At 42.2% G+C, this 24,266-nt stretch carries 22 protein-coding genes; 6 read left to right on the top strand and 16 right to left on the bottom strand.

What is annotated here, in order from left to right:
• Nucleotides 1-165: 165 nt before the first annotated feature.
• The 9 genes from ylqF to purC form a co-directional block, all read right to left on the bottom strand.
• Complete coding sequence (gene ylqF / locus H6G97_RS11995; RefSeq protein ID WP_190940829.1) at nucleotides 166-1,047, bottom strand: ribosome biogenesis GTPase YlqF; 882 nt, start codon at nucleotides 1,045-1,047, stop codon at nucleotides 166-168.
• A gap of 31 nt (nucleotides 1,048-1,078) precedes the next feature.
• Nucleotides 1,079-1,510 carry a VOC family protein gene (locus tag H6G97_RS11990; protein WP_190940828.1) on the bottom strand — a complete coding sequence of 144 codons (432 nt, stop codon included), beginning with the start codon at nucleotides 1,508-1,510 and terminating at the stop codon, nucleotides 1,079-1,081.
• A gap of 163 nt (nucleotides 1,511-1,673) precedes the next feature.
• Nucleotides 1,674-2,924, bottom strand: coding sequence for a DNA cytosine methyltransferase (locus H6G97_RS11985; protein ID WP_242054905.1), 1,251 nt, complete (start codon nucleotides 2,922-2,924; stop codon nucleotides 1,674-1,676).
• A gap of 192 nt (nucleotides 2,925-3,116) precedes the next feature.
• Nucleotides 3,117-4,283: a lipid-A-disaccharide synthase gene (gene lpxB / locus H6G97_RS11980; RefSeq protein ID WP_190940826.1), complete on the bottom strand. Its 1,167-nt coding sequence runs from the start codon at nucleotides 4,281-4,283 to the stop codon at nucleotides 3,117-3,119.
• 112 nt (nucleotides 4,284-4,395) lie between these two features.
• Complete coding sequence (gene lpxA, locus H6G97_RS11975) at nucleotides 4,396-5,214, bottom strand: acyl-ACP--UDP-N-acetylglucosamine O-acyltransferase (RefSeq protein ID WP_190940870.1); 819 nt, start codon at nucleotides 5,212-5,214, stop codon at nucleotides 4,396-4,398.
• Nucleotides 5,215-5,526: 312 nt separating this feature from the next.
• Entirely contained in the window at nucleotides 5,527-6,057 is a 531-nt protein-coding gene (fabZ, locus tag H6G97_RS11970; RefSeq protein ID WP_190940825.1) for a 3-hydroxyacyl-ACP dehydratase FabZ, read from the bottom strand.
• Between the two features lie 103 nt (nucleotides 6,058-6,160).
• A complete protein-coding gene (gene lpxC, locus H6G97_RS11965; protein ID WP_190940824.1) occupies nucleotides 6,161-7,009 on the bottom strand; it encodes a UDP-3-O-acyl-N-acetylglucosamine deacetylase in 849 nt (282 codons plus the stop codon).
• Between the two features lie 221 nt (nucleotides 7,010-7,230).
• Nucleotides 7,231-9,765 carry a BamA/TamA family outer membrane protein gene (locus H6G97_RS11960; protein ID WP_190940823.1) on the bottom strand — a complete coding sequence of 845 codons (2,535 nt, stop codon included), beginning with the start codon at nucleotides 9,763-9,765 and terminating at the stop codon, nucleotides 7,231-7,233.
• Nucleotides 9,766-9,899: 134 nt separating this feature from the next.
• Nucleotides 9,900-10,637 (bottom strand): phosphoribosylaminoimidazolesuccinocarboxamide synthase, encoded by a 738-nt coding sequence (gene purC / locus H6G97_RS11955; protein WP_190940822.1) that lies wholly within the window; start codon nucleotides 10,635-10,637, stop codon nucleotides 9,900-9,902.
• A 636-nt stretch (nucleotides 10,638-11,273) separates the two neighbouring features.
• On the opposite strand from purC, the gene H6G97_RS11950 reads away from it, so the two are divergent.
• Nucleotides 11,274-11,534: a DUF7219 family protein gene (locus H6G97_RS11950; protein ID WP_190940821.1), complete on the top strand. Its 261-nt coding sequence runs from the start codon at nucleotides 11,274-11,276 to the stop codon at nucleotides 11,532-11,534.
• Between the two features lie 16 nt (nucleotides 11,535-11,550).
• Here H6G97_RS11950 and H6G97_RS11945 read toward each other — a convergent pair whose 3' ends face one another.
• The gene (locus H6G97_RS11945; RefSeq protein ID WP_190940820.1) at nucleotides 11,551-14,148 is read right to left on the bottom strand and encodes a GAF domain-containing protein; all 2,598 of its coding nucleotides are present in this window, start codon (nucleotides 14,146-14,148) and stop codon (nucleotides 11,551-11,553) included.
• Between the two features lie 296 nt (nucleotides 14,149-14,444).
• Nucleotides 14,445-15,614, bottom strand: a complete 1,170-nt coding sequence (locus H6G97_RS11940) for a glycosyltransferase family 4 protein (protein ID WP_190940819.1) — start codon at nucleotides 15,612-15,614, stop codon at nucleotides 14,445-14,447.
• 97 nt (nucleotides 15,615-15,711) lie between these two features.
• On the opposite strand from H6G97_RS11940, the gene H6G97_RS11935 reads away from it, so the two are divergent.
• Entirely contained in the window at nucleotides 15,712-16,173 is a 462-nt protein-coding gene (locus H6G97_RS11935) for a GNAT family N-acetyltransferase (RefSeq protein ID WP_190940818.1), read from the top strand.
• Nucleotides 16,174-16,255: 82 nt separating this feature from the next.
• On the opposite strand, the gene H6G97_RS11930 is transcribed toward H6G97_RS11935, so the two are convergent.
• Nucleotides 16,256-17,410, bottom strand: coding sequence for an NAD-dependent epimerase/dehydratase family protein (locus H6G97_RS11930; protein ID WP_190940817.1), 1,155 nt, complete (start codon nucleotides 17,408-17,410; stop codon nucleotides 16,256-16,258).
• A gap of 164 nt (nucleotides 17,411-17,574) precedes the next feature.
• On the bottom strand, nucleotides 17,575-18,105 hold the full coding sequence (locus H6G97_RS11925; protein WP_190940816.1) for a hypothetical protein: 531 nt from the start codon (nucleotides 18,103-18,105) through the stop codon (nucleotides 17,575-17,577).
• A 220-nt stretch (nucleotides 18,106-18,325) separates the two neighbouring features.
• Between H6G97_RS11925 and H6G97_RS11920 the strand changes: the two genes are divergently transcribed.
• A complete protein-coding gene (locus H6G97_RS11920; protein WP_190940815.1) occupies nucleotides 18,326-19,135 on the top strand; it encodes an FHA domain-containing protein in 810 nt (269 codons plus the stop codon).
• Nucleotides 19,136-19,194: 59 nt separating this feature from the next.
• Here the strand turns inward: H6G97_RS11920 and H6G97_RS11915 are convergent, their stop codons facing one another.
• A complete protein-coding gene (locus H6G97_RS11915; protein ID WP_190940814.1) occupies nucleotides 19,195-19,710 on the bottom strand; it encodes an ester cyclase in 516 nt (171 codons plus the stop codon).
• A gap of 242 nt (nucleotides 19,711-19,952) precedes the next feature.
• Here H6G97_RS11915 and H6G97_RS11910 point away from each other — a divergent pair, with 242 nt between their 5' ends.
• From H6G97_RS11910 to H6G97_RS11900, 3 genes are all read left to right on the top strand, one after another.
• A complete protein-coding gene (locus H6G97_RS11910) occupies nucleotides 19,953-20,306 on the top strand; it encodes a slr0373 family blue light stress response protein (protein WP_190940813.1) in 354 nt (117 codons plus the stop codon).
• 92 nt (nucleotides 20,307-20,398) lie between these two features.
• Complete coding sequence (ycf46, locus tag H6G97_RS11905; RefSeq protein WP_190940812.1) at nucleotides 20,399-21,910, top strand: stress-responsive protein Ycf46; 1,512 nt, start codon at nucleotides 20,399-20,401, stop codon at nucleotides 21,908-21,910.
• 142 nt (nucleotides 21,911-22,052) lie between these two features.
• Complete coding sequence (locus tag H6G97_RS11900; protein ID WP_012407317.1) at nucleotides 22,053-22,403, top strand: DUF1257 domain-containing protein; 351 nt, start codon at nucleotides 22,053-22,055, stop codon at nucleotides 22,401-22,403.
• Between the two features lie 33 nt (nucleotides 22,404-22,436).
• On the opposite strand, the gene H6G97_RS11895 is transcribed toward H6G97_RS11900, so the two are convergent.
• Entirely contained in the window at nucleotides 22,437-23,051 is a 615-nt protein-coding gene (locus H6G97_RS11895) for a HEPN domain-containing protein (RefSeq protein ID WP_190940811.1), read from the bottom strand.
• Between the two features lie 4 nt (nucleotides 23,052-23,055).
• Entirely contained in the window at nucleotides 23,056-24,243 is a 1,188-nt protein-coding gene (locus H6G97_RS11890) for a GmrSD restriction endonuclease domain-containing protein (RefSeq protein ID WP_190940810.1), read from the bottom strand.
• Nucleotides 24,244-24,266 lie beyond the last annotated feature (23 nt).

Raw genomic sequence — 24,266 nt, 5'->3', positions numbered from 1 at the left:
TGTATGTGACGGATATTACATCAAAGGAAGTAATTATGCTGGAGCGATCGCGTCTGGGGCATCGCCTGAAAATATAATATTTATTCAAACTCACCAAAGCCGAGCGTCCAGATTTTTGAACGCTATTCACTCGCTACTCAAAAACGGGCTGAAAATGCTTGAAATCTAGTTAGGTGGTAATTCCAAACTCATTTCACCCAATAACCCCTTGCGAAAATCTGTTAAAAGTTGCCTTGCAGCTCGCTCTATATCACCTTTGTAACGATGCTCTGCCAAGGCGTGCAAATAGGTATCTCCGGTGTCTGATGTCGAATCAAGTTGGTAACGGGACTGTAATGGTTTCTTTGGTAATAAATCTGCGGCTACAGCTTCTAAATAGTTGAGTAAATCCACTAGGGCTGCTGCTACTAGCTGATTATCGTAAGATGCTTCACCGATATCATCACAAATAGCTAATTTCAATGCTGCATCTTGGTCTTCCAATCTTAAAGGGATAACACCAGGAGCATCTAATAATTCCAAATGTTCGGAAATTCGCACCCAGCGCAGTTGTCGAGTCACGCCAGGACGGGCTGCACTTTCCACGACTCGCTTTCCCAACAGGCGGTTAATCAATGCTGATTTACCGACATTAGGAAAACCAATCACCACAGCCCGGACTGGACGAGGTAACATCCCGCGATCGCTTCTTCTTTGATTGAGTTCTACTCCAGCGGCTTGCGCTGCCCGCGCCACTTCTGCTATACCTTTACCATGTTGAGCGTTGGTAAAATAAGGGACTTCTCCTTGACGTTTAAACCAATCTATCCATAGCGATCGCATTTGTGGTGTAATCATATCTACTCGGTTAAGAATCAACACCCGTTTCTTACCCTCCACCCACTCACCTATTTGGGGATGGTGAGTCGCTAAGGGAATCCGAGCGTCTCGTACCTCAAACACCACATCTACGCGCTTCAGCTGTTCTTTTAGCTTCCTTTCAGCTTTCGCAATGTGACCTGGATACCATTGAATCAGGTTTAATCTATAGTTTTGAGTTATAGCCATAATCAATTACCAAATAAATTATTATCACTTATTAATTATCATTCACTGAGGCTTGATGTAAAATTAGACGATTGCCATCAGGGTCATAGGCATAAATTTCTCTGCCGTGGGAAGCAATGGAAATGTTTCCTGGTGGAGGATAGCCCAAAGTAGTTAGGTGAGCGATCGCATCTTCTAAGTTACTCACCTCTAAACACAAACTTATCTTACTTTTGGTATACACAGCTTCGCAAAGCGTATCCTCAAGAAGCTGCTTATCCTTAGACATGGCTGCAAATTCCGACTCGTTTGTCTTCTTCGGTTTAAAAATACCTAATCGCGTACTACCTAAATTAAACTCAGCATAGACATTCGGAATCAAAATAACTGGCTTTTCCTCTAGCAATTTAGTATAGAAATTTACTAATTTATCAAGATTAACCGATGCTATAGTGATAAATGCGTTAGTGTACTGGAAAACCATATTTGCCTATTGCCTTTTAAACTTTTAACTTACACAGCATAGGCAGCCAAGATGTCAACCTTAGAGAAATTTTATTTTACAGGTATTTTCAGATTAATAAAACATAGTGATTTAACTAACCGCAAGCATCATTTTAGGATTGGGGATAAATAAAATACCCGTATCAAAACTGATAATATTGAGCTGCTTGCGACATATTAAATTGTAATAGCTTCTCCTCTCCCAACTTGTATCGTAAACTGGGCTTGAAGGGCGAAATATCTAAACTGCGAATAATTTCTGCTGCCACAGCCTTGGCTAGTAGAGGTGGTACAGAGTTACCAACTTGCCTAAATCCGTGCCATTTGGTTACATGAAACCTAAACCAATCTGGGTAAGAATGTAATCTTGCCGCTTCCCTAACTGTGATACAGCGAGGCGTGGATGGATGAATCGGTCTAGGAGATGTGAAAGAACCCCTGTACTTGTCTGTTCCGGCTCTTAAAGTATTACAGACACCAGCAGGATGCAGCTTATAAAAACGACTAATTTTTTCTCTCTCACCTTGTTGAGTATCCTGAAAACGTTTAATAGTTTCCGCCGAATGTTTTGTTCTTAAGCTTGATGAAAGTATTCGCAAATCATCTTCTCGTTTGTAAGAATAATCATTATCTAGGCATTTAATACCACGAAGTACAAGAGCATAGTTACTAGGCTTTCCATATTCTGCTACAACCCAATCTCTTGTTAGTAACTCAGGATATTTTTCTATTTCAGGTAAATCTATAATTGCATCCGATACTGTAGGACTCAATGGAATCTCAGAAATTTTTTTAGTAGTTAAGTTATTTATTAGCGCCTGTTTAGTAATCGGCTGAGGGTATTTTGGTAATTCTACATCTTCCCTTGCACCTATAAGAAATAATCTCTCACGGGACTGTGGTACTCCATAATTTGCAGCGTTGAGAATTTGGTACTTTTCTTCTACCTTATAGCCATTAATTCTAAATTCGCTAATCAAGCTTTGAAGGATTTGTTTATGTTTACCAACTGTGATCCCCCGAACATTTTCCATTACAAAGAATTTCGGTTTTAGCTCAAAAACCAGCCGATGAAAGTGAAAAACCAAAGAGTTTCGCGGATCGTCAACAGCCCTTTTACCAATTAGGGAAAATCCTTGACATGGCGAACCACAAATTACCACATCAATTTCGCGATCGCCAATCTCAGACCGATTCCTAATTTCTTCCCCCGTTGTATCTACAACACTTTTACATAACACTGAGCAATAAGGGAAGTTAAACTCATGTGTTGCACAGTGTATAGGGTCGATTTCCACAGACGCTAGCACATCAAAACCAGCTTGCTCAAAGCCAAGAGTCATACCGCCCGCGCCAGCAAATAAGTCAACTGCGATCGCTCTTTGTTTTTTCATCTCATAAGCCATGACATCCCAATCTAAGTTCGTAATTTATAATGACGCTCGCGGACTCGCTACCGCTACGCTAACATAATTCGTAATTACCCAATGATAAATGCGGCTTCTGGCAAAAACAGGTGCTTCACACTTATTTTATTCATAAATAAACTGATTGATTCTCTATTTTTAATTATTTTTAATTACGAATTACGAATTATTTGGTCGCATTTGTAAAATTTCTTGAGCAGCGCGATCGCACACTCCAACTTCTCCCAAACTTCGCCGCATTTCCTCATAATCTAGCAAAGTTTGCTCTCTACGATGGGGATTGAGTAGCAGTTCCATCGCTGCTTGGATAATATTTTCTGGTGTGGCTTGTTCTTGTAAAAATTCTGGCACAATCGGCTTCATCACTACTAAATTAGGTGGTGATGCGAAGGTTATAGAACCTTTGAGGATTTTACGAGCTATCCAAGCAGTCAGGGAACTTAGACGGTAAACTACAACTTGCGGCACTTTGAACAGAGCAAGTTCTAAATTGACAGTACCAGATTTACTAATGGCTAAATCAGCCGCAGCAAAAACTTCCATTTGTTGACCTGATACAACTGTCGCCCGTAAACCGTAACGCTCAATAGCCTCCTCAATTGGCTGTCTATAGACTTCCAGCGACAGGGGAATCCAGAAACGAACTTCAGGTAATTTAGCTTGAATAGTTTGGGCAGCTTGAAAAATAGTTGGTAAAAGATATTTTAGTTCTTGGCGACGAGAAGCGGGGAGCAGTGCGATCGCAATCTCTTCTGGTGCAATCCCCAGTGTTACACGGGCTGCTTGGCGACTAGGAGCGTCTTGCATTCGGTCAACTAAAGGATGCCCTACCCAACTAACTTCTGCCCCTTTTTCCTGAAAGTAACGGGCTTCTTGTGGGAAAATTGCCAACAGCTTATCTGTAAAACCGATAATTCGGTTAGTTCTACGCAAACTTAATGACCAAGCCCACTCTTGGGGAGCGATGTAATATACCACAGGCACATCTGGTAACTGCCGTTTCATATAAGTCCCAATTTCCAGATTGGGAGTCATATAATCAATCAGCACCACTAAATCTGGTGGATTTTCTTTTAGGGAAGCGATCGCTTGACGTTGCACCTGGAGAGTCGGTAAAACATAAGGTAGCCCCTCTAGAATACCCATTGAGCCAATACTACTGGTATTTCCCAGCAGAATTGCCCCAGCCGCGACCATTTTTTCGCCACCCAGTGCCACAATCTCTAATTCCAACCCAATCGCCACAGCTTGACGCTTCAGCGCTGTAATTAGCAGCGACCCTTGTAAATCGCCAGATACTTCGCCAGTGCTGATAAATATCCGCATTTGATAATTGGAGTGAGTAGTTAGTAGTTAGGCAATAAATAATTAGGAGTGAGGAGTTAGGAGTGAAGAGTTAAAAATTTAAGCCATCAGCTCATAACTCCTAACTTATAATTCACGATTCATCACTAACGCCTTTTTTGCCTTTACCGGGAATCAAGCCACGTCTTCCAGGCATCTGAGAAAGTAGCAGAAAACGACGTAAATGCTGCAACTGTTCGCTATCCCCTAACAATTCCAACTTTTCCAAAGCATCCTTAAAGGACAAATCAGAACGGTAGAGAATGCGGAAAGCTTTTTTCAGCATAAGTAAATCTGCTGAATCCATACCAGACCGTTTGAGTCCCACAATATTCAGGGTTCGCACCCGCGCGGGATTTCCCTCCACCAGCATATATGGGGCTACATCCCGGTCAATACGTGCCATGCCTCCTACCATTGCGTGTCTACCAATACGTACAAATTGATGGACACCTAAAACCCCACTCAGCCTAGCGCGTGACTCTATATGGACATGACCAGCTAACGCCACAGAGTTAGCAATCACTACCTGGTCTTCAATCACGCAGTTATGAGCCACATGGACATAAGCCATCAACAGATTGCCGTCACCAATTACCGTCGCTTCACCAGCACCGGTAGCGCGGTTAATCGTAACGTACTCACGAATTAAGTTGTTATCACCAATTTTGACCCAGGTTGGTTCTCCCACAAACTTGAGATCCTGGGGTTCCATGCCGATGGCTGCACCTGTAAAAATCTGATTTTGCGCCCCAATTTCACAAGGCCCCTCTAGCACTGCATGAGCGCCGATTATTGTTTCAGGGCCCACTTTGACATGCGCTCCAATCACAGCATAGGCACCGACTTGCACTGTATGGTGGAGTTCCGATTTCGGATGAATTACAGCAGTTGGATGAATTAGCGTTTTCAAGGGTGAATCTCCAGAACTGTCTTGATAAGCCAATGCCGGGCCGGGTTTGTGAGGCAGCGCGTTACTCTGGTTAAGAGAGTTATACTGACTACCATCCCATTGAGGCGGCTGGCATTGTTGAGCGTGAAGTATTTCAGTGAACGTAAGTGTCGGGCAAAGCAAGTTAAATGTGTTTGTGAGTGCGTCTCGTACAGAGGGTGTCGAAAATCAAGAAATTATTAAATGCTGTTGTGGATTTTTTTTTACTGTTATCCTTTTTCGGGATTCAGTAGGGGCATTTCACGGCTATGCCCATACCACGAAAGCAAACTTTTAGTTAACTAAAGAAAACATTAATTCCCCTTCACAAGCAAGTTGACCGTCAACTTCGGCACGACTTTGCATCTTACCGAAACGACGTTGTTTTACCCATAACAGTTCCACCGTTATGACTAGTTGATCCCCCGGTACAATCTGGCGGCGAAAGCGAACTTTATCGATACCAGCAAAGACAAAGAGTCCGCCTTCTACCGAAGACATTTGAGTTAGGACAATACCCCCAACTTGTGCCATTGCTTCAACAATTAGCACCCCTGGCATCAGTGGACGTTCAGGGAAATGTCCTTGAAAATGGGGTTCGTTGATAGTAACATTTTTAACGCCAACAGCTTTTTTACCTGGAACGTAGTCAATTATTTTGTCTACAAGTAAAAATGGGTAGCGGTGGGGTAACAATTTCTGAATTTCTTCAGATGTGAAAGTTGTTTTAATTTCAGAACTGATTGTAGTCTCATTTATAGCCTGTGATTCAGTAGATGTAGGTGTAGTCGTATCGATTGTATTCACTTCAGTGAGGATTGACATTGGCCGTATAGTTAGTTGATTTTTCATCTGAAAGTTGAGTAGGCAAGCGTATATCGAAAGCCTTAATCATCGTGGATTTTAGACTTGAGAAGCAATCCCCAATCTAAAATCCCCAATCTAAAATTTTTTGAGCCAGTTGAATGTGTAAATTATGACTAGCTTTATACGCTAAAAAATGAGCGATCGGAAAAGTTCCTAATAAACTCAAATCTCCTACTAAATCCAAGATTTTATGACGGACTGGCTCATTTGCAAATCTCAATGGTGGATTTAGCCAGCCTTCTGGGCCACAAACGAGTGCATTATCCAAACTGCCACCTTTAATTAACCCTGTTTTTTGTAAGTGTTCAATTTGATGCAGTAACCCAAAAGTACGTGCCGGAGCAATTTCCGCAGCAAAGCTAGCAGAAGTTGTTCCTTGTTCTGCGGTTAGTGACCAACTATGCCATTGATTACCAATGGCGGGTAGGTCAAAATCAATACCGTAACTAAAGCGGGTTTCTGGTGCTGGGAGGGCAGATACAAAGGCATCTCCTTGATAGACCCATATTGGTTCTGTAACAACCAAGGGAACTTGGTTGTTAACGGGTTGTGATACTAAGCCAACTTGGGCAATGTTAGCTGTCCACACACTTGCTGAACCATCTAAAAGTGGTACTTCAGGGCCGTCAATTTCAATACGGGCATTATCCACACCCATACCCGAAAGGGCTGCCAACAAATGCTCTACCGTGCGAACTGATACCTCACCCTTACCCAACTGAGTTGAGAGAACAGTGTGACTAACTGCCGCAACTTGGGCTGGAATTATCGGTAAATCCGGTAAATCCACCCGCACAAAGTAGCGTCCACTTCCCGCCGAGGCTGGTAGTATCCGCACCTGGGTACTCACACCGCTATGCAATCCCACCCCTATTTGGGTGATTTCGGCTGCTAGAGTGTGTTGTTGCATAGCCGAAAAGTCAATATATTTCCTTTAGTATTGTTCATTGTCTGTTTTGGTAAAGTCCCTGATATTCCCCTAAAAATGTCATTAATCCCTTTATCGGAACAGTATTGAGGTAAATGTAAAAATTAGCAAGCTAATCCAGCAAAGTTAATTGTCATTTGTCCTTTGTCCTTTGTGATTCACTAATGACCAATGATCAATGACCAATGACTAATGACAAATTATTAAAACCTTTCGCCAATACCGAAATTAATCCGGCTATCACCGTCATCGTTGATACCGTAGTCAATGCGAATTGGCCCTAGTGGAGACTGGACGCGAACGCCAAGACCATAACCATAGCCGCTACCATTTTTGTTCAACACTTCAGCCGCCCTAGTACTAGTTCCCAGGTCACTGCCGAGATCAAAAAATAGTGCGCCACTGACTACTGAAAAAACAGGAAACCGATACTCAACTGATGCTTGCACATAAGAGCGCCCACTAGCTAATGCTCCTTCTTCATAACCCCGGACGGAATTGCTACCGCCAATGGTAAAGGCTTCGTAGGGGGGCAAGTCACCAAGGACGGTTCCTCCTTGTAGGTTAAATGCTAGAGTTTGTGGCCCTTTACTGAGGCTAATCAGCTTGATGGGTAAATATTGACTGTAGCTACCCCGTAATCTGGTAAGGAAAATGTTGCCTAGTCCAATGGGAACCGACTGATCGACCCCAAAACGCAGATAAGACCCACTAGTGGGTTGCAATGGGTTATTACGGAGATCGCGCTGTAGACCGACTTGCAATAGTAGTAAATCGTCTTGCCCTCCTGGAGATTCGGTCAGTGGAATTGTGATTGGTTGACCATTGCTGGTGGGGTTTCCATTTTCGTCAATGGGAATTCCATCATCATTGAATAGCCCTCCTCTTGGTCTGAGATTGCCATCAGCATCACGGGCAGAAACTCGTTGATACTGTATACCTGTTGAAGCAGTCCAGACGGAACTTTTGTAAGGATTAGCTGATAAGGGACGGGTAAAGGTGACACCACCACCTAGCCGGAGAATGCGGGGGCGATCCTGAGAATCTTCATTATTGACGTTGTTTGGTTCAAAAGTCCTAATATCTTGATCTTTGCCATCAAAAATCAATGAAATCGAACTGCGGCGGAAAAGATTGGTTGTGTAGGAAGTCCGGTAAGGATCTCCGGCAATCCAGGGGTCTGTAAACCGCACATCAAACAGCAGTTCCCGTTCTCCCACCTGTACTTCTGCTCCCAGTTTTTGGTTCCTACCGTTCAGGTTTTGCTGCTGATAGCTAACTGTTCCAAAAAGTCCGCTAGCAGAACTAATACCTGCCCCAGCCGCAATCGAACCACTGCTGCGTTCAGCTACATTCACTACTACATCCACTTTGCTGGGGTCAGTACCAGGGTCAAGGGAGACATTCACATCTTCAAACAGTCCCAGCCCATACACGCGCTGTAAGTCTCTTTGCACTGTGTTGCGATTGAATACTTGTCCTGGCTTCAACTCCACTTCTCGCGTAATGATGTAATCTTGTGTCCGTCCCCGAATTGGTTGTCCCTTCTCGTCTGTCTCCTGACCATCTTTATTGCGGAACCTGACTCTAATATTCTCTACTACACCTTCTGCTACTTGTAAGGTAACAACTCCGTTTTCAGAAACTTGTGGCGCTCCTATCACGTTAGCTAGTACGTAACCTTGGTCTTGATACCGCTTGTTTAACTGCTTGATGCCTTCTTGCAAGTCACGCAAGTTGAGGATTTTGCCATACTGCTCCTTAAATACTTCATCCACAGTATTAGCTGGGAGTACAGAAGCAACACCAGTGCCAGGATTAGCTTGCACTTCTACCTTGCTTAAAACAGGGTTAGGTTGCACAACAAAGCTTACTCGCACTCCCAAGGGGGTATCTTCTGGTGCTGCTTGGACGTTGGAGAAAAAGCCAGTACCAAAGATGGCATTAATATCTTCTTGGAGTTGACTGCGGGTTGTGGTTTGTCCTGGTTGGGTACGAATTACTCTGTAAACTTGGGCTTCTAGTTCTGGTGGTAGTTGCCCAGCTTGTGATCTAATTACTACTTCCGACACCAATACGCGGGGATCATTCGCTTCAGGGGCTGCGTTGGGTTGAGTATCTCCCGGAGTTGTTGTCGGCGGATTAACATTCTGCGGACTGGGAGTAGCGTCTGGGCGTGGGGCAGGTGTTCTTTGTTGACTATCTGGGAAGGGAACGTCTGGAGCAGCTGATGGTTCTGGAGTTGTGGGTAATAGAGGTTCCGTTGTCGATGGCTCGACATTTTCTGGGGCTGGAGTAGTTTCAGGTGTTGGGGAAGGCGTTGGTTGTTGAATTTCTGGCGGTGGAATGTCTGGAGCGGGAGACGGCTGTTGAGTAGGGCTAGGATTGATTGGAGGGGTTTGTGCAGTTTTTGGCGTTGTGGAGGTTGGTACTACTACCTCTGGGGTCGCGTGGGCGTAGCCTGCCGCAGGCATCGCTGCTGGATTGGCAGGGTAAATTGCAACAACGCGGGATTGCAGACGCTCCGCTTCTATAACCTTTGTGGGTTTAGCTGGAGATTCTAGACTTTTACTAGAGTTAGCTTGACCAGCGTCCTTTTCTGGCTGCTGATTTGTTTCTAATGTCAAAACTTCTGTTGTCTGTTTTGAACTGTTGGCGGTTTCTGCATTCGCACTCAATGAGTCGCCCAAAGGCGCTGCAATTGCTATTGCTGCCAGCAATACGGGAGATAAACGCATTTTACTTATGATTCCTCTTCACGACCACACACACACCATCACAAATTAGTCATTTGTCATTATTTATTGCCTATCAGTTATAAAAGATAACTGACAAAGGACAATCCACACGAGTTTAATTGATTTTTACCCACTTAACTATTACTCTCTACTGCTTTTAGCACTCTTTGTAAAACCTCCTGGTAGGCATCCTCTACATTTCCTAAGTCCCGGCGAAAGCGGTCTTTGTCCATTACCCGACGATTTGAGTCTTTTTCTGCGGTATCCCACAAACGGCAAGTGTCGGGGCTAATTTCGTCTGCCAAGAGCAACTGCTGTTGTGAGTCCAAACCAAACTCTAGTTTGAAGTCTACTAGGGTAATGCCGCACTGTAGCCAAAAGTTATTGAGAAATTCGTTGATTTGCAATGCTAGATGTGTAATTGCATCCACTTGTTCCGCAGTAGCTAGTTCTAGCAGGTACAGGCGATCGCGTGTCAACAAAGGATCTCCTAACTGATCGTTTTTGTAATAAAACTCTACCATTGGCTGTTTTAGAATTGTACCCACTGGTAATCCTGTTTGCTGACACAAACTGCCAGCAGCAATATTTCTGATAACCACTTCTAAGGGTAAAATCTTTACTGCCCTCACCCGCATCTGATTTGGGGCAGGGCTGTCGATAAAGTGAGTTTTTATACCATAAGATTCTAACTGCTTAAAAAGCTGGCTGGAAATGCTACAATTAATTTTTCCTTTCCCTTGGATGCTGCCACGCTTTTGGGCGTTAAACGCCGTGGCATCGTCCTTAAAATCAGCCAACAAGACTTCTGGATCGTCCGTTGTATAAAGAATTTTTGCTTTGCCTTCGTATAACTTGGTATTAACAGACATGGTGGCAGGTAAAGTTTTAGGCGATGGACAAAAGTTGTCCTTTGAGGCTTCACCATTTTATCTTTAGTTATTAACTATTAGCCATTGGTGATTATTTAAGAGAAAGCAGAGGTAGCAGAGGAGAATAACCAATGCCTTGTTATTGTTCACTTCTCAGTAGTCAGTTGCCAAAAATGCAGAACTTAATCTCTAACTTTCAATAGAAGACAACTGGTCTTAATATATACTATACTTATAACAGTATTTTCACTAGCAATTTTGTAATTATTTTTGCAGAGAATATTTAATTAAGACAGAGCAGTATGTTTTAATAGTTTGTAGGTCAGGGTTTCGACTGAAGTTGATTACACTTTAAACTTCACAAATTGAGATCAGATAAATTGACAACCGGAAGGAAAATCAAATATTCTCTTTAGTTACTTTAGGAAATTATTTTTGTAGCATTTGCAACTATAAAGATTTCAAGCTTTATCTTTTAGTCTCAAAATCTAAATCAACTAATTCCTGCATCACTCACTAGCAAAGGAGTTGGATAACTTGATTTAGCCTAGTCTGACAAAAGAAAGATTAGGTTAGTTAGTAATTCCGCTTTAGAGATTCAAACGGAATATGAATTGAATAAATGGAAAAAACATAGTGAATAAAGATGATTTTCTCTACCCTCGTGGTCGCTACTACGGTCAGGTAAAGCCAGAAAACTTGGTTTTTAATGCAAATCTACAAGAATTTGCCCAACGAGTAAGCTACATTTGCAACTTAGAAACAAATGGAAAACTGCCTCCAGGTGCAGCTTACGAACAAATAAAGGATTTATGGAAACAGTTGAAACGCTCAAAAGAAGAGCTAAGAATTGGCGAAGACCCGTTTCAGGATGACCAGGGAGAGGTTGAAGGTTGAATAGGGCAAATGACGACTATTTAGAAAGCATTGTCCAGACACCATCCCAGGATTCTGGGGGCGGCGCCTGTTGGTAATTACGCGCACGTTCTAGGTGCATATCAACAGCTTGGTCTTGGGGTTGGATACATTTGGCGGCTTCAAAACAGGCGATCGCTTGTGAGAAGTTACGCGATAAATAAGCCGCTCGTCCAGTATGATATTGGAATAAAAACTCTTGAGTGTTGGCATCTAGAGGGGTGGTGCGATCGCCAATTAACTCGTAAATATTAACTGCCTGGTGTTTCCCTTTGACTCGAATTTTATCTAATTGGCGCACCCAAATGCGATCGCTGCAAAGCTGATAAGTAAATTCGCTTAAAAGTATATCACAACCATAATCCTTAGTTACCGCTTCTAAACGCGAACTCAAATTTACGCCATCTCCAATTACGGTATAATCCATGCGTTTGCGGGAACCAATATTACCCGAAACCACATCTCCAGAACTAATTCCAATACCAATATGGATTTGTGGCTGCGCCTGGATAATTCGCCGCCGGTTAAATTCCTCTAACCGTTGTCGCATATCTAATGCTGACTGCACAGCCCTCCAAGCATGATTTTCTGTAAGTGGTAGCGGCGCACCAAATACGGCCATTAAGGCATCACCAATAAATTTATCGAGAGTGCCTTCGTGGTTAAAAACCGCCTCTACCATCGTTTCAAAATACTGATTGAGCAGCAATACCACTTCGGCTGCACCGAGATTTTCTGTAAGTGTGGTGTAGCCTCGGATATCAGAAAACAAGATGGTTACTTCCTTGCGCTCACCCACCATTAAAGCATCTTCCCCCAGAGCCATGATTTGTTCGGCTACATGGGGCGTTAGGTAGCGGGACATGGTAGTTTTCATCCGTTTTTCCTGGCTGATGTCTTCCAACACTACCAAACCACCCCGGACACCGCCTTCTGGGTTAGTTAAGGGATTAACAGTGAGATTTGTGCTGCGTTCTAATTTTTGTACTTCATTAGCAGTGAGAAACTCAGATTGGGAAGCCAGGGGTAGATTCCAGGGAATGAAAACATCGGGGTTAGTGCGATCGCGGACTGCTAAAATTGAGTCCAGAGTCCTGAATTTTGATTCTTGAGCCTCATTTTTAACTTCTAACTCCTCACTCTTAACTTGAAAAATTCCTACTATCAAACTTTGCTCTGGCACATAATGTTTAGCTCCAGTTTTTAAACTATCTTCTAGCCGCATTTGGAGATTTTCAATTGGCACAACTTCCCAAACTAGGCGACCAATCAAATTTTGTTCCCACGAAAGCTTATTGTTCTTACTATTAGCATCTTTTATAGGACAGCCCAGTAACTCTAGCGCCGCATCATTAATCGTAACAATGCGTCCTGCCATATCTGTAGAAATCACTGCATCTGATAAACTTTGTAAAATATCTTTTTGATACTGTTTTTCTAATAGCACATTTTCAAACAGGCGAGCATTTTCTAAAGCAACTCCTGCCTGAATGTTAAAAGCCCGCATAAACTCTTCATCAGAAGCGGTAAAACTGCTTTGTTGCTTATTAATTAATTGTGTAACGCCAATTAATTCATTTGCCGAATTAAATACTGGCAAACACAAGATATTGCGAGTTACATATCCAGTTTTTCTATCTGTAGTCGGGTCAAAGCGAGGATCTTTATAAGCATCGGAAATATTTAAGGCTTCACCGGTAGAGGCCACATAGCCAGCAATGCCACGGTTAGCCGGAATGCGGATTTCTATCAAGTTTGTACCATCTGCTGCCGCAGCAACTTTCGTCCAGAGTTCGCTCATCTCTTTACGATATAAAAACAGTGTGCTGCGGTCTGCTTGCATCAAAATTCGAGCTTGCTCCATGACTATCTGCAAAGTCGCTTCTAAATCCAGACTTTGCCCCAGTGTCTGAGTTGCCCGCAATAAAGCCGTTGCGCCTCTTTGATTACGAGCGGCTACATAAAAAGATTGGCAGCTTTCCAGAATAATACCAATAGAAGCGGCGAAGTCTCGAAACCGTTCTTCATCATCATGATTAAATGGAACATTCCCCGTTTTATTAGCCAGTTGCACTACTGCTACAGTCTGGTTTTTGCTACTGATAACAGGCATACATAAAATATTATGGATTTTGTAGCCCATTTGTTTTTCAAGTTCTGGGCTAAATAACGGATGAGTAGAAGTTTCAGATATATTTAGATATTCGCCTGTACTGGCAACATGACCGGGGATACCTACTGTAATGGGAGTCCGAATTTCTAAGAATTTTTGGGTATTATCTTGAGGAACTTTTGACCACAGCTGACCTTTGTCATAGTCAACTAAAAAAATAGCTGTGTGTTCTGCTTGCAGGATTTGACCAATTTTGAGTGTAATAGCTTCTAGCACCTTCTCCAACATAGTTTCTAGAGCTTCATTATTGATCAGTTCAATAGCTCTAAGAAATTGCTGGAACTCAGCAGTTATGAAGTCGAGTAAGCAAACAAATTCATTAACAGATAAGTCTTTAACACGACGCAGTAGGGCGTGAGTACGATTAACTTGAGTCAGTTCAGTTAATGTAGCCAAGACGCTGCCAGAATTGGGGAGTGTCACGTCGCTTTGCTCCGAATTCAAAATTCAAAATTAATAATCCCCATACTTCGGCTACGCTCAGTAACCATAAATAAATTTAGGGGCAAGTCAACGGACACCGTATTTCTCTCTACGAAACACCAAGGGCGAACGCGCAGTGCATTACTACATACATTTTTTTCTTCTCCATAAATAAATTTACTTGCTCTGTATCATGAGTCTGTTTCGATCACGGGAATTTTAAATTTTAGATTTTGGGCATGGAGCATGGGTCAATAATAGTTCTTCTTCCCCTGCTCCTCTGCCTCCCCTACTCCCTACTCCCTACTCCCTGATTTTGCCAATTTTTCAGAAAATATTACCTTTTGATAGTAATCTACTAGCTGTCTGGTAGCAGATGGCCAACCCCAACTTTCTGCCTCCTGGCGAGCATTTTGACGGATGATGTCTCGTTGTTGTTTTTGTTCTAAGAGGCGAACAGTAGCAGCGATGGCTCCGCCAACGCCAGGGGCGAACGCTCCTTGAACATCTGCTGTTGGCTCAAAAAGATATCCATTTACTCCATCTGTGACAATATCAGGAATCCCCCCGGAACGGGCTGCTACTACTGGACAGCCAGCTGCCATTGCTTCTAGTAGTACTAAGCCTAGTGTCTCTGTACGAGAAGGAAAGATAAAGGCATCAGCACTCGCAAAGGCAGAACCTAACTCTTGCCCCATAAGATACCCAACAAAATAAGTGTTTGTGCCAGCAAAGTGTTTTTGCAATGCTTCACGGTGAGGGCCATCCCCAACCAATGCTAACCGCGCTTCGGGAATTGCTTCTAAAATTGGTTTGATGCGCTCAATTTCTTTTTCAGCAGAAAGCCGCCCCACGTAGAGTAGCAATGGACTTTCTGGATGATTTTTTGATAGGCGCGATCGCATCTCTAGACTAGCTAAATCGGGGTGAAATAATTCCGTATCCACCCCACGCTGCCATAAATCTACACGTTCAATACCATGTGCTGTCAGCTCCTCCACCATTGCTGTGGAAGTACACAGATTTAAAGCTGCTTGATTATGAGCGCCTTTCAGCAGTTCCCAAAGAAAACCCTCCAGCATCGCCAAGCCGTAATGCTGGAGATATTGGGGTAAATGCGTGTGATAAGACGCTACTAAGGGGATTTTGAGGATTTTGCTGTAAAATATCCCAGACAAACCTAAAACTGCTGGATTCACGACATGAATAATATCTGGCTTGAACTCTTCTAAGGCGTACCCAATGGCTGGGCGGGGAAGTGCCATTTTCAATTCTGGATACAATGGCAGAGGAAAGCCAGTAACGCCGTAAACTTTAGCGCCTTTGTGTTCAGTGATGCCTCCATCAGGGGCAATTACCAGCACTTGATTACCACTGCGCTGTAAATGGTCAACAGTATGGCGCAGGCGCGTTACAATGCCGTCAACCTTGGGTAAAAAGGTTTCGGTAAATAGGGCAATTCTCATATAAAACTATTCAGTCCAGGCAGATAATCTCAGCTTTGCTTGTGTTTCGGTATCAAACACAGAGTAAACTATCTCCTGTGCTGTAATCAATTCTGCTGTGAAATTCTCCATTCAAGAAATTACTAATTGTAAAGGCGAAATCGCTGAAGGCATTTTGCGCTTGCTGCCTAATTGGTTCGGTACTGAGTCAGGGATTGTAGAGTACTGCCATCAGGTCAATGAACTCCCCCTATTTGCTGCTGTGACTCAGACAGATGCCATTATAGGATTCCTTTCACTTAAGGAACATAATGAGTTTAGTGGAGAGATTTACGTTATGGGTGTTGCGCCCGAATATCATCGTCAGGGCATTGGAAAGGCTCTCGTTGAACACTCAGTTAAGTACTGTCGAAACAGAGGCTTAGAATTTCTCCAAGTAAAAACTCTTGGATTATCTTGCCCTGATTCTTTCTTTGATAACACCAGGAAATTCTATCTTCAGGTAGGATTTCGACCTCTTGAAGAATTTACAAGCATTTGGTCTAGCAATCCCTGCTTGATTATGGTTATGGCGCTCTAGAACTTAGTTTTTCTCTCATTCCCATAGGGAGCATGGGAATGAGAAAAGACTAAGGGTGTCGGATGTCACGCCTCATATCGCCCTAACTTCTGTGCCAAGAGACTTTGGGCAGAATTTGTTTTTTATCGACTCGCGTCTGATACTTGATGGCAAAGTTTAACAGAGAATCGAGTAAAGAATCAGAAAGCAAGTGAGGCTGTAAACCTAAATCGAGCAATTTAGTGTTTTTAGCGTTGAAGTAATGTTCTTCTTTCTCGACTCTGGGATTATCTAGGTGATTGATTTCTACATTCAATCCCATAGCGTTACCAGCTTTTTTCACCATCAATGCCAAGTCGCCGACGCTGAATTGTTCGGTAAATTGGTTAAATACGCGGAATTCACCAGCTTCAGCAGGGTTAGCGATCGCTAATTCCACACATCTGACTGTATCCCGAATATCCAAAAATCCGCGAGTTTGTCCACCTTTACCGTAGACAGTTAAGGGGTGTCCGATCGCTGCTTGAATACAAAAGCGGTTTAGTGCAGTACCAAACACACCATCGTAATCCAGCCGATTAATCAATAGTTCGTCCATCCCCGTTTCTTCGGTTAAGACGCCATAAACTACACCCTGATTTAAATCAGTTGCCCGCAATCCCCAAATCCGGCAAGCAAAGTGGATGTTATGACTATCATGGACTTTGCTTAAATGGTACATCGAACCGGGCTGCTTGGGATAAGGTAGGGTATCCTTGCGTCCATTATGTTCAATGGTGATATACCCTTCTTCGATGTCGATGTTGGGTGTACCGTATTCGCCCATCGTCCCCAGCTTCACCAAATGACAGTCGGGGAAATCTTCCCGCATGGCGTACAGCAAGTTCAACGTACCAACTACATTATTGACCTGGGTAACAACTGCATGTTCTCGGTCAATCATGGAAAATGGGGCCGAACGCTGTTCACCAAAATGCACCAGAGCATTTGGCTGAAATTGCTGTAATGTTTTATGGAGAAATTCGTAATTTGTAATATCGCCGATGAATAAGTCGATCGATTTACCCGTCAAATCTTGCCAGCGCTGGAGACGTTGTTGAATTAGTGCGATCGGAGTGAGAGTTTCGACACCAAGTTCATTATCCCAATGCCGCCGCACCAAACTATCTAAAATTCCAACTTCATAACCTCGATTGGAAAGGTAAAGAGCAGTTGCCCAACCGCAATATCCATCACCACCAATAACCAGGACTTTCATCTTCACCAGTTTTTACTCGCTGATAGCTAAATCTATCAGGTTTCTGTCCCCTCTCAATCATCATTCTGGGAGAGATGTAAATTTTGGGAGCAGAGAGCAGGGGAAAATGGTGGAAAATAAACGGAATTATTCTAACTCTTCACTCTTCACTCCTAACTCCTAACTCAGGGCTTCGGAATGCGATACTGTTGGGCAATGTAATAAAAGAAACGATAGTAATCTTGAAATTCTTGGCTCTTGCTTCGTCCTTGCCAGTTGTATTTCACTTGACTCTGAGTTAGTGTCAGTGTCATTGAACCTACTTGTTGATCAACTTCTACAACCAGCATCCCAGACACTCCTTGGGCGGTTTGAAAGTTGGGTTTTATCTTTTTCACAGATTCTTGATTTGTAACAATCGAATTTGGTAACTGCTTACTTGCCCATCCCCGAATTTCCACTGAGTTATCCTGTGGTGAAAAAAACGCAATTCCATCAGCATTTGCTGGTGCTGCTAAAGAAGTCCAGTTACTCGGATATGGAAATTCAAAGCCATAACGGGAGTTGCTATAAGTTTTCCAGGCGATCGCTCCAGCGTTAAAATCATTTGCAGTACAACCCCACAAAATTATTAACAGGGCAATAACTCCGCTAACGCTGGCGGTAAACCGATAAATTCTTCGCCCCCAACTACAGATTTTATTAGCAGTAGCCATTTACATTACACATTTTGCCAAAGTCACTGATTGTATTGAAGTACCAGAAACTCAGATCAATACCTTCGCCAATTTACTAGCTATTCTCGAATCCGTAAACTGCTGAAGAAACAGCACCACAAGAGGGCTAATTAAAAATTCAATAATATTCAGGATATTTACCATTCTCTTTTGAGTTCTCAGTAGAGAAACTTATAAACAGTGCTTTATAAGACAATTTATGTACAGTGTATCTCAGACAGCCGAGCTAACTTTGGAGCTTTTTCACTTCCAAACCAACACATCTTTGCAATTTCCAGCAAATCTTTCTGTAATTTGCATCGGTAAGCCAAACGACCAAAAACCACCAGATATTGATATTTCTGGCTTACCAAATTCGGATGTGGCATCTCGCATCCACGCGCAAATTTGGATAAATGGGGATGAATACCATATCACCGATTTGGGCAGTTCTAATGGCACATACATTAACGGTGCGAAACTTCAACCTCAAGTTTTTTTCCCACTACATACAGGAGATAGAATTTCCCTTGGGCAGGGAGACAAAATAACTTTCATGTTTAGGGTGCAGCTGCACTCTGCATCTGCCGCAACAAATCCTCCGCTAAACTCCGCGCCCACAAAAATTACAGCGCCTACCATCGGCAAAGAAGAGGAGCAAGTAATCCTTGCCAGCAAGCTCATTGGCTTAGGGCTAATCCTAGCAGGCGTTACATTTTTAAGTACAAGTATTTATGTAAGTGTCTATTTACGCAGTACACCTGGAATTTTGCTGTGTATTGGAGGTGTAGTAGCTCTAAATTGGGGTGGGCGCGATAATCGGAAACTGGGATGGGTGTTGATTGGCATAGGAATTGCTCTATTCATCGCCAATGGTGTTGTAATGGGTTCTGTGTCCCTTTTTTCTATGCTGGTGTCATTTGCTGGCATATCTTGTGGATATCAGTTGTTTACAACCGGAAAGGTGTTCAACTTTAATCCGCTTACGCTCCAGATAGTTAAAAAATCAGCCAACTCAGGCAATCATTAAATTAGCGATCGCTAATTCACGTTCTGGTAAAAACCTTGGCTGCTCTCTTAACCAGAAGATCACACACCCAAGTTATTAATTCCTGTTGGCTTTTTAAACAGCTTTGATAAAAGACTTTTAAGGATATGTGGCAAAAGCGCCGGCCCTGGTAAAAAGACAATACCCAACTGTTGCATTAATCCAAGGGCATCTCCTTGTCCCCAATGCTCTACAATTTTGCTGTTTTCAACGCGATCAATATGCATGATTGATAACTTAATTTGCTTACCTGTTGAAGGAAGACCTTGGAAGTCACCAAGATGCGTAGCTGTAAATGTTCCACAAGTAACGACTTTATCTCCTTCAACAAGCACCTGGTCAAATTTATGTTGACCATTCGTAAAGGCTAAGTAGAAAGCCATACCGAACTGTTCAAAACCTTCACTGTCAAGAGGAGCAGATGTGCCAGCCATGTGAGCGACAAAATTGGGAGCCAGAAGCGCAAAGGCTTCGCTAATATTCCGCCTGTCGAAAGCTCCATAGAACTGAAGAACAATATCTTTATTTTGTTCAGTTGGACTTATTTCTTTACACATACAGCTTTACAAATAGCTTATCTAATAATTTATCGTCCCATTGTTGGGCAATGACTACGAGCCACAACCTATCAAATTTTCTAGTGTAAGCAGTTGATAATGGCTACTTAATAAACAGCATTTCCGCCTTTAATGTAAATAAATGTAACAAAATTAGCGCCAAAACGTTTTGCTGTCTTGACAAGCTAGAAAAGAACCGATACCTTGATATACATACCCGGGTAAGACCGTTAAAGAGTTATATGCAAACGCAAACTAAGCAAAAGGTCACTTTGTATTTATCGCCAGAGTTGCACAGAAAACTGAAGATTCGTTCAGCAGTAGATTCCGAACCAATGTCAGAACTTGCCGAACGTGCCCTTGGTTTTTACCTGTCTAATCAAGAATTGGTTGACGAGTTAGAAGACTCTTCTTATGGGCGGACTCATAGAGTTTATTCATGCCCAACTTGTGATAGCTCATTAGTCTTACGTGATGGGGAACTGGTTACTTTGGGCAATCAACCAGGAGTAGTCGGTCAACAACATCTTTCTATTGATGAAATGGATGAAGATGAAACCCATCCCAAGGGCGAGGAAGAGTTAGTTCCTTGCTAAATGGATTGGAATTATGAATTATTCATGATTCGGTTGTCTTTACCAGAAGCAATGTCTCTACTGTCTCTATAAGGTCTCAAGTAGGTCGAAGTATGAAAGAAGAGCTCAATATCCTAATTCAAGCTCAATACCCTTTAATCTACCTTGTGACCTCCGAGGAAGAGCGGGCCGAGCTAGCAGTTTCTACCATCGCCCAGTCGTTAAAGCCCCAGCGCCGAGTATTTGTTTGGACAGTAACGCATGGTATTGTGGAGTATGGTCAACCCCGGAATGTCACCCAGCACAACACCGTGTCTCCAGAGGCGGCGATAGAGTGGATAATCCGCCAGAAAGAACCCAGTATATTTATTCTTAAAGATTTACACCCCTTTATTGATGCGCCTGCAACAAATAGATCGTTACGTGATGCGATCGCTAGCTTTAAAGGTACGCAAAAGAACATCATTTTGATGTCTCCAATGCAACAAGTGCCTATAGAGTTAGAAAAAGAAGTTGTTGTTATCGATTTTACCCTGCCAGATATGGCAGAGTTGAATAAAGTACTAACTCATCATGTAGACCAAAACCGTGGTCGGCGGTTGACAACAGAAGCCAGAGAAAAGCTTTTGAGAGCAGCTTTAGGTCTAACTAAAGATGAAGCTGAAAAAGTCTACCGTAAGGCACAGGTAACTACAGGGCGTTTGACGGAAGATGAAGTAGATATCGTTTTATCTGAGAAAAAGCAACTAATTCGGCGTAATGGAATCTTAGAGTACATTGAAGAAGATGAAACCATTGATGCTGTAGGTGGCTTAGAAGAGTTAAAAAGATGGCTCAAGCAACGCTCTAACGCTTTCACAGAAAGAGCGAGAGAGTATGGTTTGCCTCAACCAAAGGGGATGTTGATTTTAGGTGTTCCCGGTTGCGGTAAGTCATTAATTGCCAAAACTACTTCCCGACTGTGGGGTTTACCACTGTTGCGGTTGGATATGGGGCGAGTTTACGACGGCTCAATGGTGGGACGAAGTGAAGCAAACTTGCGGAACGCCCTGAAAACAGCAGAATCTATTTCCCCAGCGATTTTGTTTATCGATGAATTGGATAAATCCTTTGCTGGTAGTGGAGGTTCTTCCGATTCGGATGGGGGGACTTCAAGTAGAATCTTCGGCTCTTTCCTAACATGGATGCAAGATAAGAAATCACCAGTGTTCGTAATGGCAACTGCCAACAGAGTAGAACGCTTACCTGGGGAGTTCTTGAGGAAAGGACGCTTTGACGAAATTTTCTTTGTCGATCTGCCAACACCGGAAGAACGGCAACACATTTTTAATATTCATCTGACCAAGCGCCGTGAAGACATCTCTCGATTCGATCTTGAGCAACTAGCCAAGATGTCTGATGGTTTTTCTGGGGCAGAAATTGAGCAAGCGATTGTTGCGGCAATGTATGAAGCTTTTGCCCAAGATCGGGAGTTCACCCAACTAGATATTATTGCTGCACTGAAGGCAACATTGCCGCTGTCTCGAACGATGCAAGAACAAGTAACGGCTCTGAGAGATTGGGCCAGACAGCGCGCACGCCCCGCAGCATCCTCCGTAGCTGAATATCAGCGAATGGAGTTCTAAAAGCTTTCCTCTGCCATCCCAGGGGGAAAGGCTAGCTCTGAATGCTAGCAGTTATAAAAAAAAGCCGCATCCTGCTAAGAGCGGCTTCGCCCGAAACAAACCGTTGTCGTTTTTCTCAATCTTCTCATTGGAGGAAACCCAAATGTCTCACTTTAGCACCCTGCGTACCAAGATCACCGATGCCGAAATCCTCAAAGCTTCTTTGCGCGACCTCGGTATCAGCGTAAAGACTGAAGCTGATGTCCGTGGTTATAACGGTCAGCGCGTCCGTTCTGACATCGTTGCTATGTTAGATGGCGAATATGACCTCGGCTGGTCTCGCAACAGCGATGGTTCTTTTGACCTAATTGCTGACCTGTGGGGCGTTGCTAAGAAGCACAACCAAACCGAGTTGATCAACTCAATCAACCAAAAGTATGCCGTTAACAAAACTTTGGCTGAAGTAAAACAGCGCGGTCTGCAAAACGCCAATGTGAAGTTGGTATTGCAATAACAATTTCTCTGCGCGTTCCCAAAGCTGCACGGGTTAACCATATAAATAGCGGTTAGCCCGCTTTTTTATCGGGACTGAGAAATAAATCTCAGTCCCGATTTTTTCGGCTTCATTTTTTTGTAAGCATTGGCGAAGTTTATCAGGTAAAACATTCACAAATACTAGAGCATCTTTGTAAAGTAGATAGATTTCATCAGATGTTTTTTCTAGAGAGAATGTACCAAAATCTTGATGAACTAATCTATTTCTTTCGCGTCCTATTTCAAGAAATGCCTTAATAGATGAACTCAGATGTTCGCTATTTTTAACTTCTTGTTTGATAAAATTTGAAAATATATCACCAAATAAACCAAAAAAACTATTTGCATTTGTATCTTTCCAATTGAAATACGTATGATATTGTCTACTTATAGCCTTATTACTGACAAAGGAAACTAAAAGCTCGTTTTTGTTAGATATTTCACCCATGTATTCGAGAATGTCATTAGTTATACGGTGTTCAAAATAACTTGCTGCGGATAAAAGTAAAGCTTTTCTAAAATTTTCATCTACTGTATTTCGGAGTGATATTTCATTTCCTTGTTCAATATATTCTATTAAAGTTTTAAACTCTTTATAGAGCCTATCAACACCTGTTTCTTCTAGCACTTTTCTACCCTTGAATACCTAAAATATCTTTAGCCCGTTTTAAACGAATTTCAACATTTGTCTTTTTTGTTGTGCCTTCTGAGGAAGCCTTTATAAACTGTCCATCGATTTCTATTTGCTTAATTTTACTAATGTCTACAGGAGAATCTAAAAACTCATGCTGTAAAAATATTGGTTTACATACACTGGCAAATACAGCTTCAAAAAGTGCTATATGAAAGCGTTTGTTACGTTTTCCAATAAATGGATCTTCAGGCAAAGATTCAAACTGCCTTAGAAATGATTTAAACAAGTTCTCAAGATAATCATTTTGCTCTTGAGTGTTTTTTCTACTCCTTCTTGAAAAATTATTTAAAAATTTTGGTAGTGAAGGAGCATAGTCTTCTCCATCAATCAGCATGGCAAAACCCCGAAGTAAAAGCTCAACGTCTTTCATGTGAATATCTGGCTCATTCATTTGTAATAATTTTCGCCATCCTTCTTCCATATTTAGACGATTAAGCATTTCGTAAAAAGGAGAATGATATAAGCTGGCTCTAATCTCTTGCGGATACAAATTAACACCACCAGAATTTAAACGATTAAATATTTCATATATTGAAGAACTATCATCTTTAGGGAAATTTTGTTTAACTATTACGTTCCGAATAGGTCTAAGCTCAAACTGTGTTTTGTAGTCACCTAAAGTGTGGTAATTAAGTCCTTTAAATTTATTAGGCTGTTCGGGAAGCTTTTGTGTAAGGCTTAGATCAAACTTACTAAAATAATTTTCGTTGCTCAAAATTTTATCAGGAATAGAACCATCTTTTTCAAATATTCTTCTTAGTTCAACACGTTTCTCCTTAAGAGGAAATCTACCTTTAATGAAATAGTATATAGACATTAATCGCTGCTGTCCGTCAATAATTAAAAACTTATTTCTTGCTTCTTCATATAGAAAAATTTGTGGAATTGGTAAACCTAAAATTATTGATTCAATCAGCTTAGATGCTCTGTTTATATCCCAAACATAATTTCTTTGAAACCCTGGTATTTTAACAGCACCAGATTCCATAAAATTGTAAATCGTTATTACATTAAAATCATTTGGTGTAGAGGTTAAATCATATTCATCAATTTGAAAATCATCCTCTTCGTCAGCATAATCATTAAACCAAATTTGTTCTTCATCAAAAGGGTAATTATTATCCATAACAATAATTGTTGCTTTTACTA

Source organism: Nostoc flagelliforme FACHB-838, assembly GCF_014698065.1.
Classification (GTDB): domain Bacteria; phylum Cyanobacteriota; class Cyanobacteriia; order Cyanobacteriales; family Nostocaceae; genus Nostoc; species Nostoc flagelliforme_B.
Note: the sequence above shows the minus strand (reverse complement) of the source record. Positions and strands in the feature narration are given on the sequence as shown.

Coding starts and splice junctions, on each gene's coding strand:
- ylqF (WP_190940829.1), bottom strand. CDS start 1,047: ATGGCTATAACTCAAAACTATAGATTAAACCTGATTCAATGGTATCCA.
- fabZ (WP_190940825.1), bottom strand. CDS start 6,057: ATGTCAATCCTCACTGAAGTGAATACAATCGATACGACTACACCTACA.
- lpxB (WP_190940826.1), bottom strand. CDS start 4,283: ATGCGGATATTTATCAGCACTGGCGAAGTATCTGGCGATTTACAAGGG.
- H6G97_RS11915 (WP_190940814.1), bottom strand. CDS start 19,710: ATGTGTAAAGAAATAAGTCCAACTGAACAAAATAAAGATATTGTTCTT.
- H6G97_RS11910 (WP_190940813.1), top strand. CDS start 19,953: ATGCAAACGCAAACTAAGCAAAAGGTCACTTTGTATTTATCGCCAGAG.
- H6G97_RS11985 (WP_242054905.1), bottom strand. CDS start 2,924: ATGAAAAAACAAAGAGCGATCGCAGTTGACTTATTTGCTGGCGCGGGC.
- lpxC (WP_190940824.1), bottom strand. CDS start 7,009: ATGCAACAACACACTCTAGCAGCCGAAATCACCCAAATAGGGGTGGGA.
- H6G97_RS11920 (WP_190940815.1), top strand. CDS start 18,326: ATGTACAGTGTATCTCAGACAGCCGAGCTAACTTTGGAGCTTTTTCAC.
- H6G97_RS11960 (WP_190940823.1), bottom strand. CDS start 9,765: ATGCGTTTATCTCCCGTATTGCTGGCAGCAATAGCAATTGCAGCGCCT.
- ycf46 (WP_190940812.1), top strand. CDS start 20,399: ATGAAAGAAGAGCTCAATATCCTAATTCAAGCTCAATACCCTTTAATC.
- H6G97_RS11900 (WP_012407317.1), top strand. CDS start 22,053: ATGTCTCACTTTAGCACCCTGCGTACCAAGATCACCGATGCCGAAATC.
- H6G97_RS11890 (WP_190940810.1), bottom strand. CDS start 24,243: ATGGATAATAATTACCCTTTTGATGAAGAACAAATTTGGTTTAATGAT.
- H6G97_RS11940 (WP_190940819.1), bottom strand. CDS start 15,614: ATGAGAATTGCCCTATTTACCGAAACCTTTTTACCCAAGGTTGACGGC.
- H6G97_RS11990 (WP_190940828.1), bottom strand. CDS start 1,510: ATGGTTTTCCAGTACACTAACGCATTTATCACTATAGCATCGGTTAAT.
- purC (WP_190940822.1), bottom strand. CDS start 10,637: ATGTCTGTTAATACCAAGTTATACGAAGGCAAAGCAAAAATTCTTTAT.
- H6G97_RS11930 (WP_190940817.1), bottom strand. CDS start 17,410: ATGAAAGTCCTGGTTATTGGTGGTGATGGATATTGCGGTTGGGCAACT.
- H6G97_RS11925 (WP_190940816.1), bottom strand. CDS start 18,105: ATGGCTACTGCTAATAAAATCTGTAGTTGGGGGCGAAGAATTTATCGG.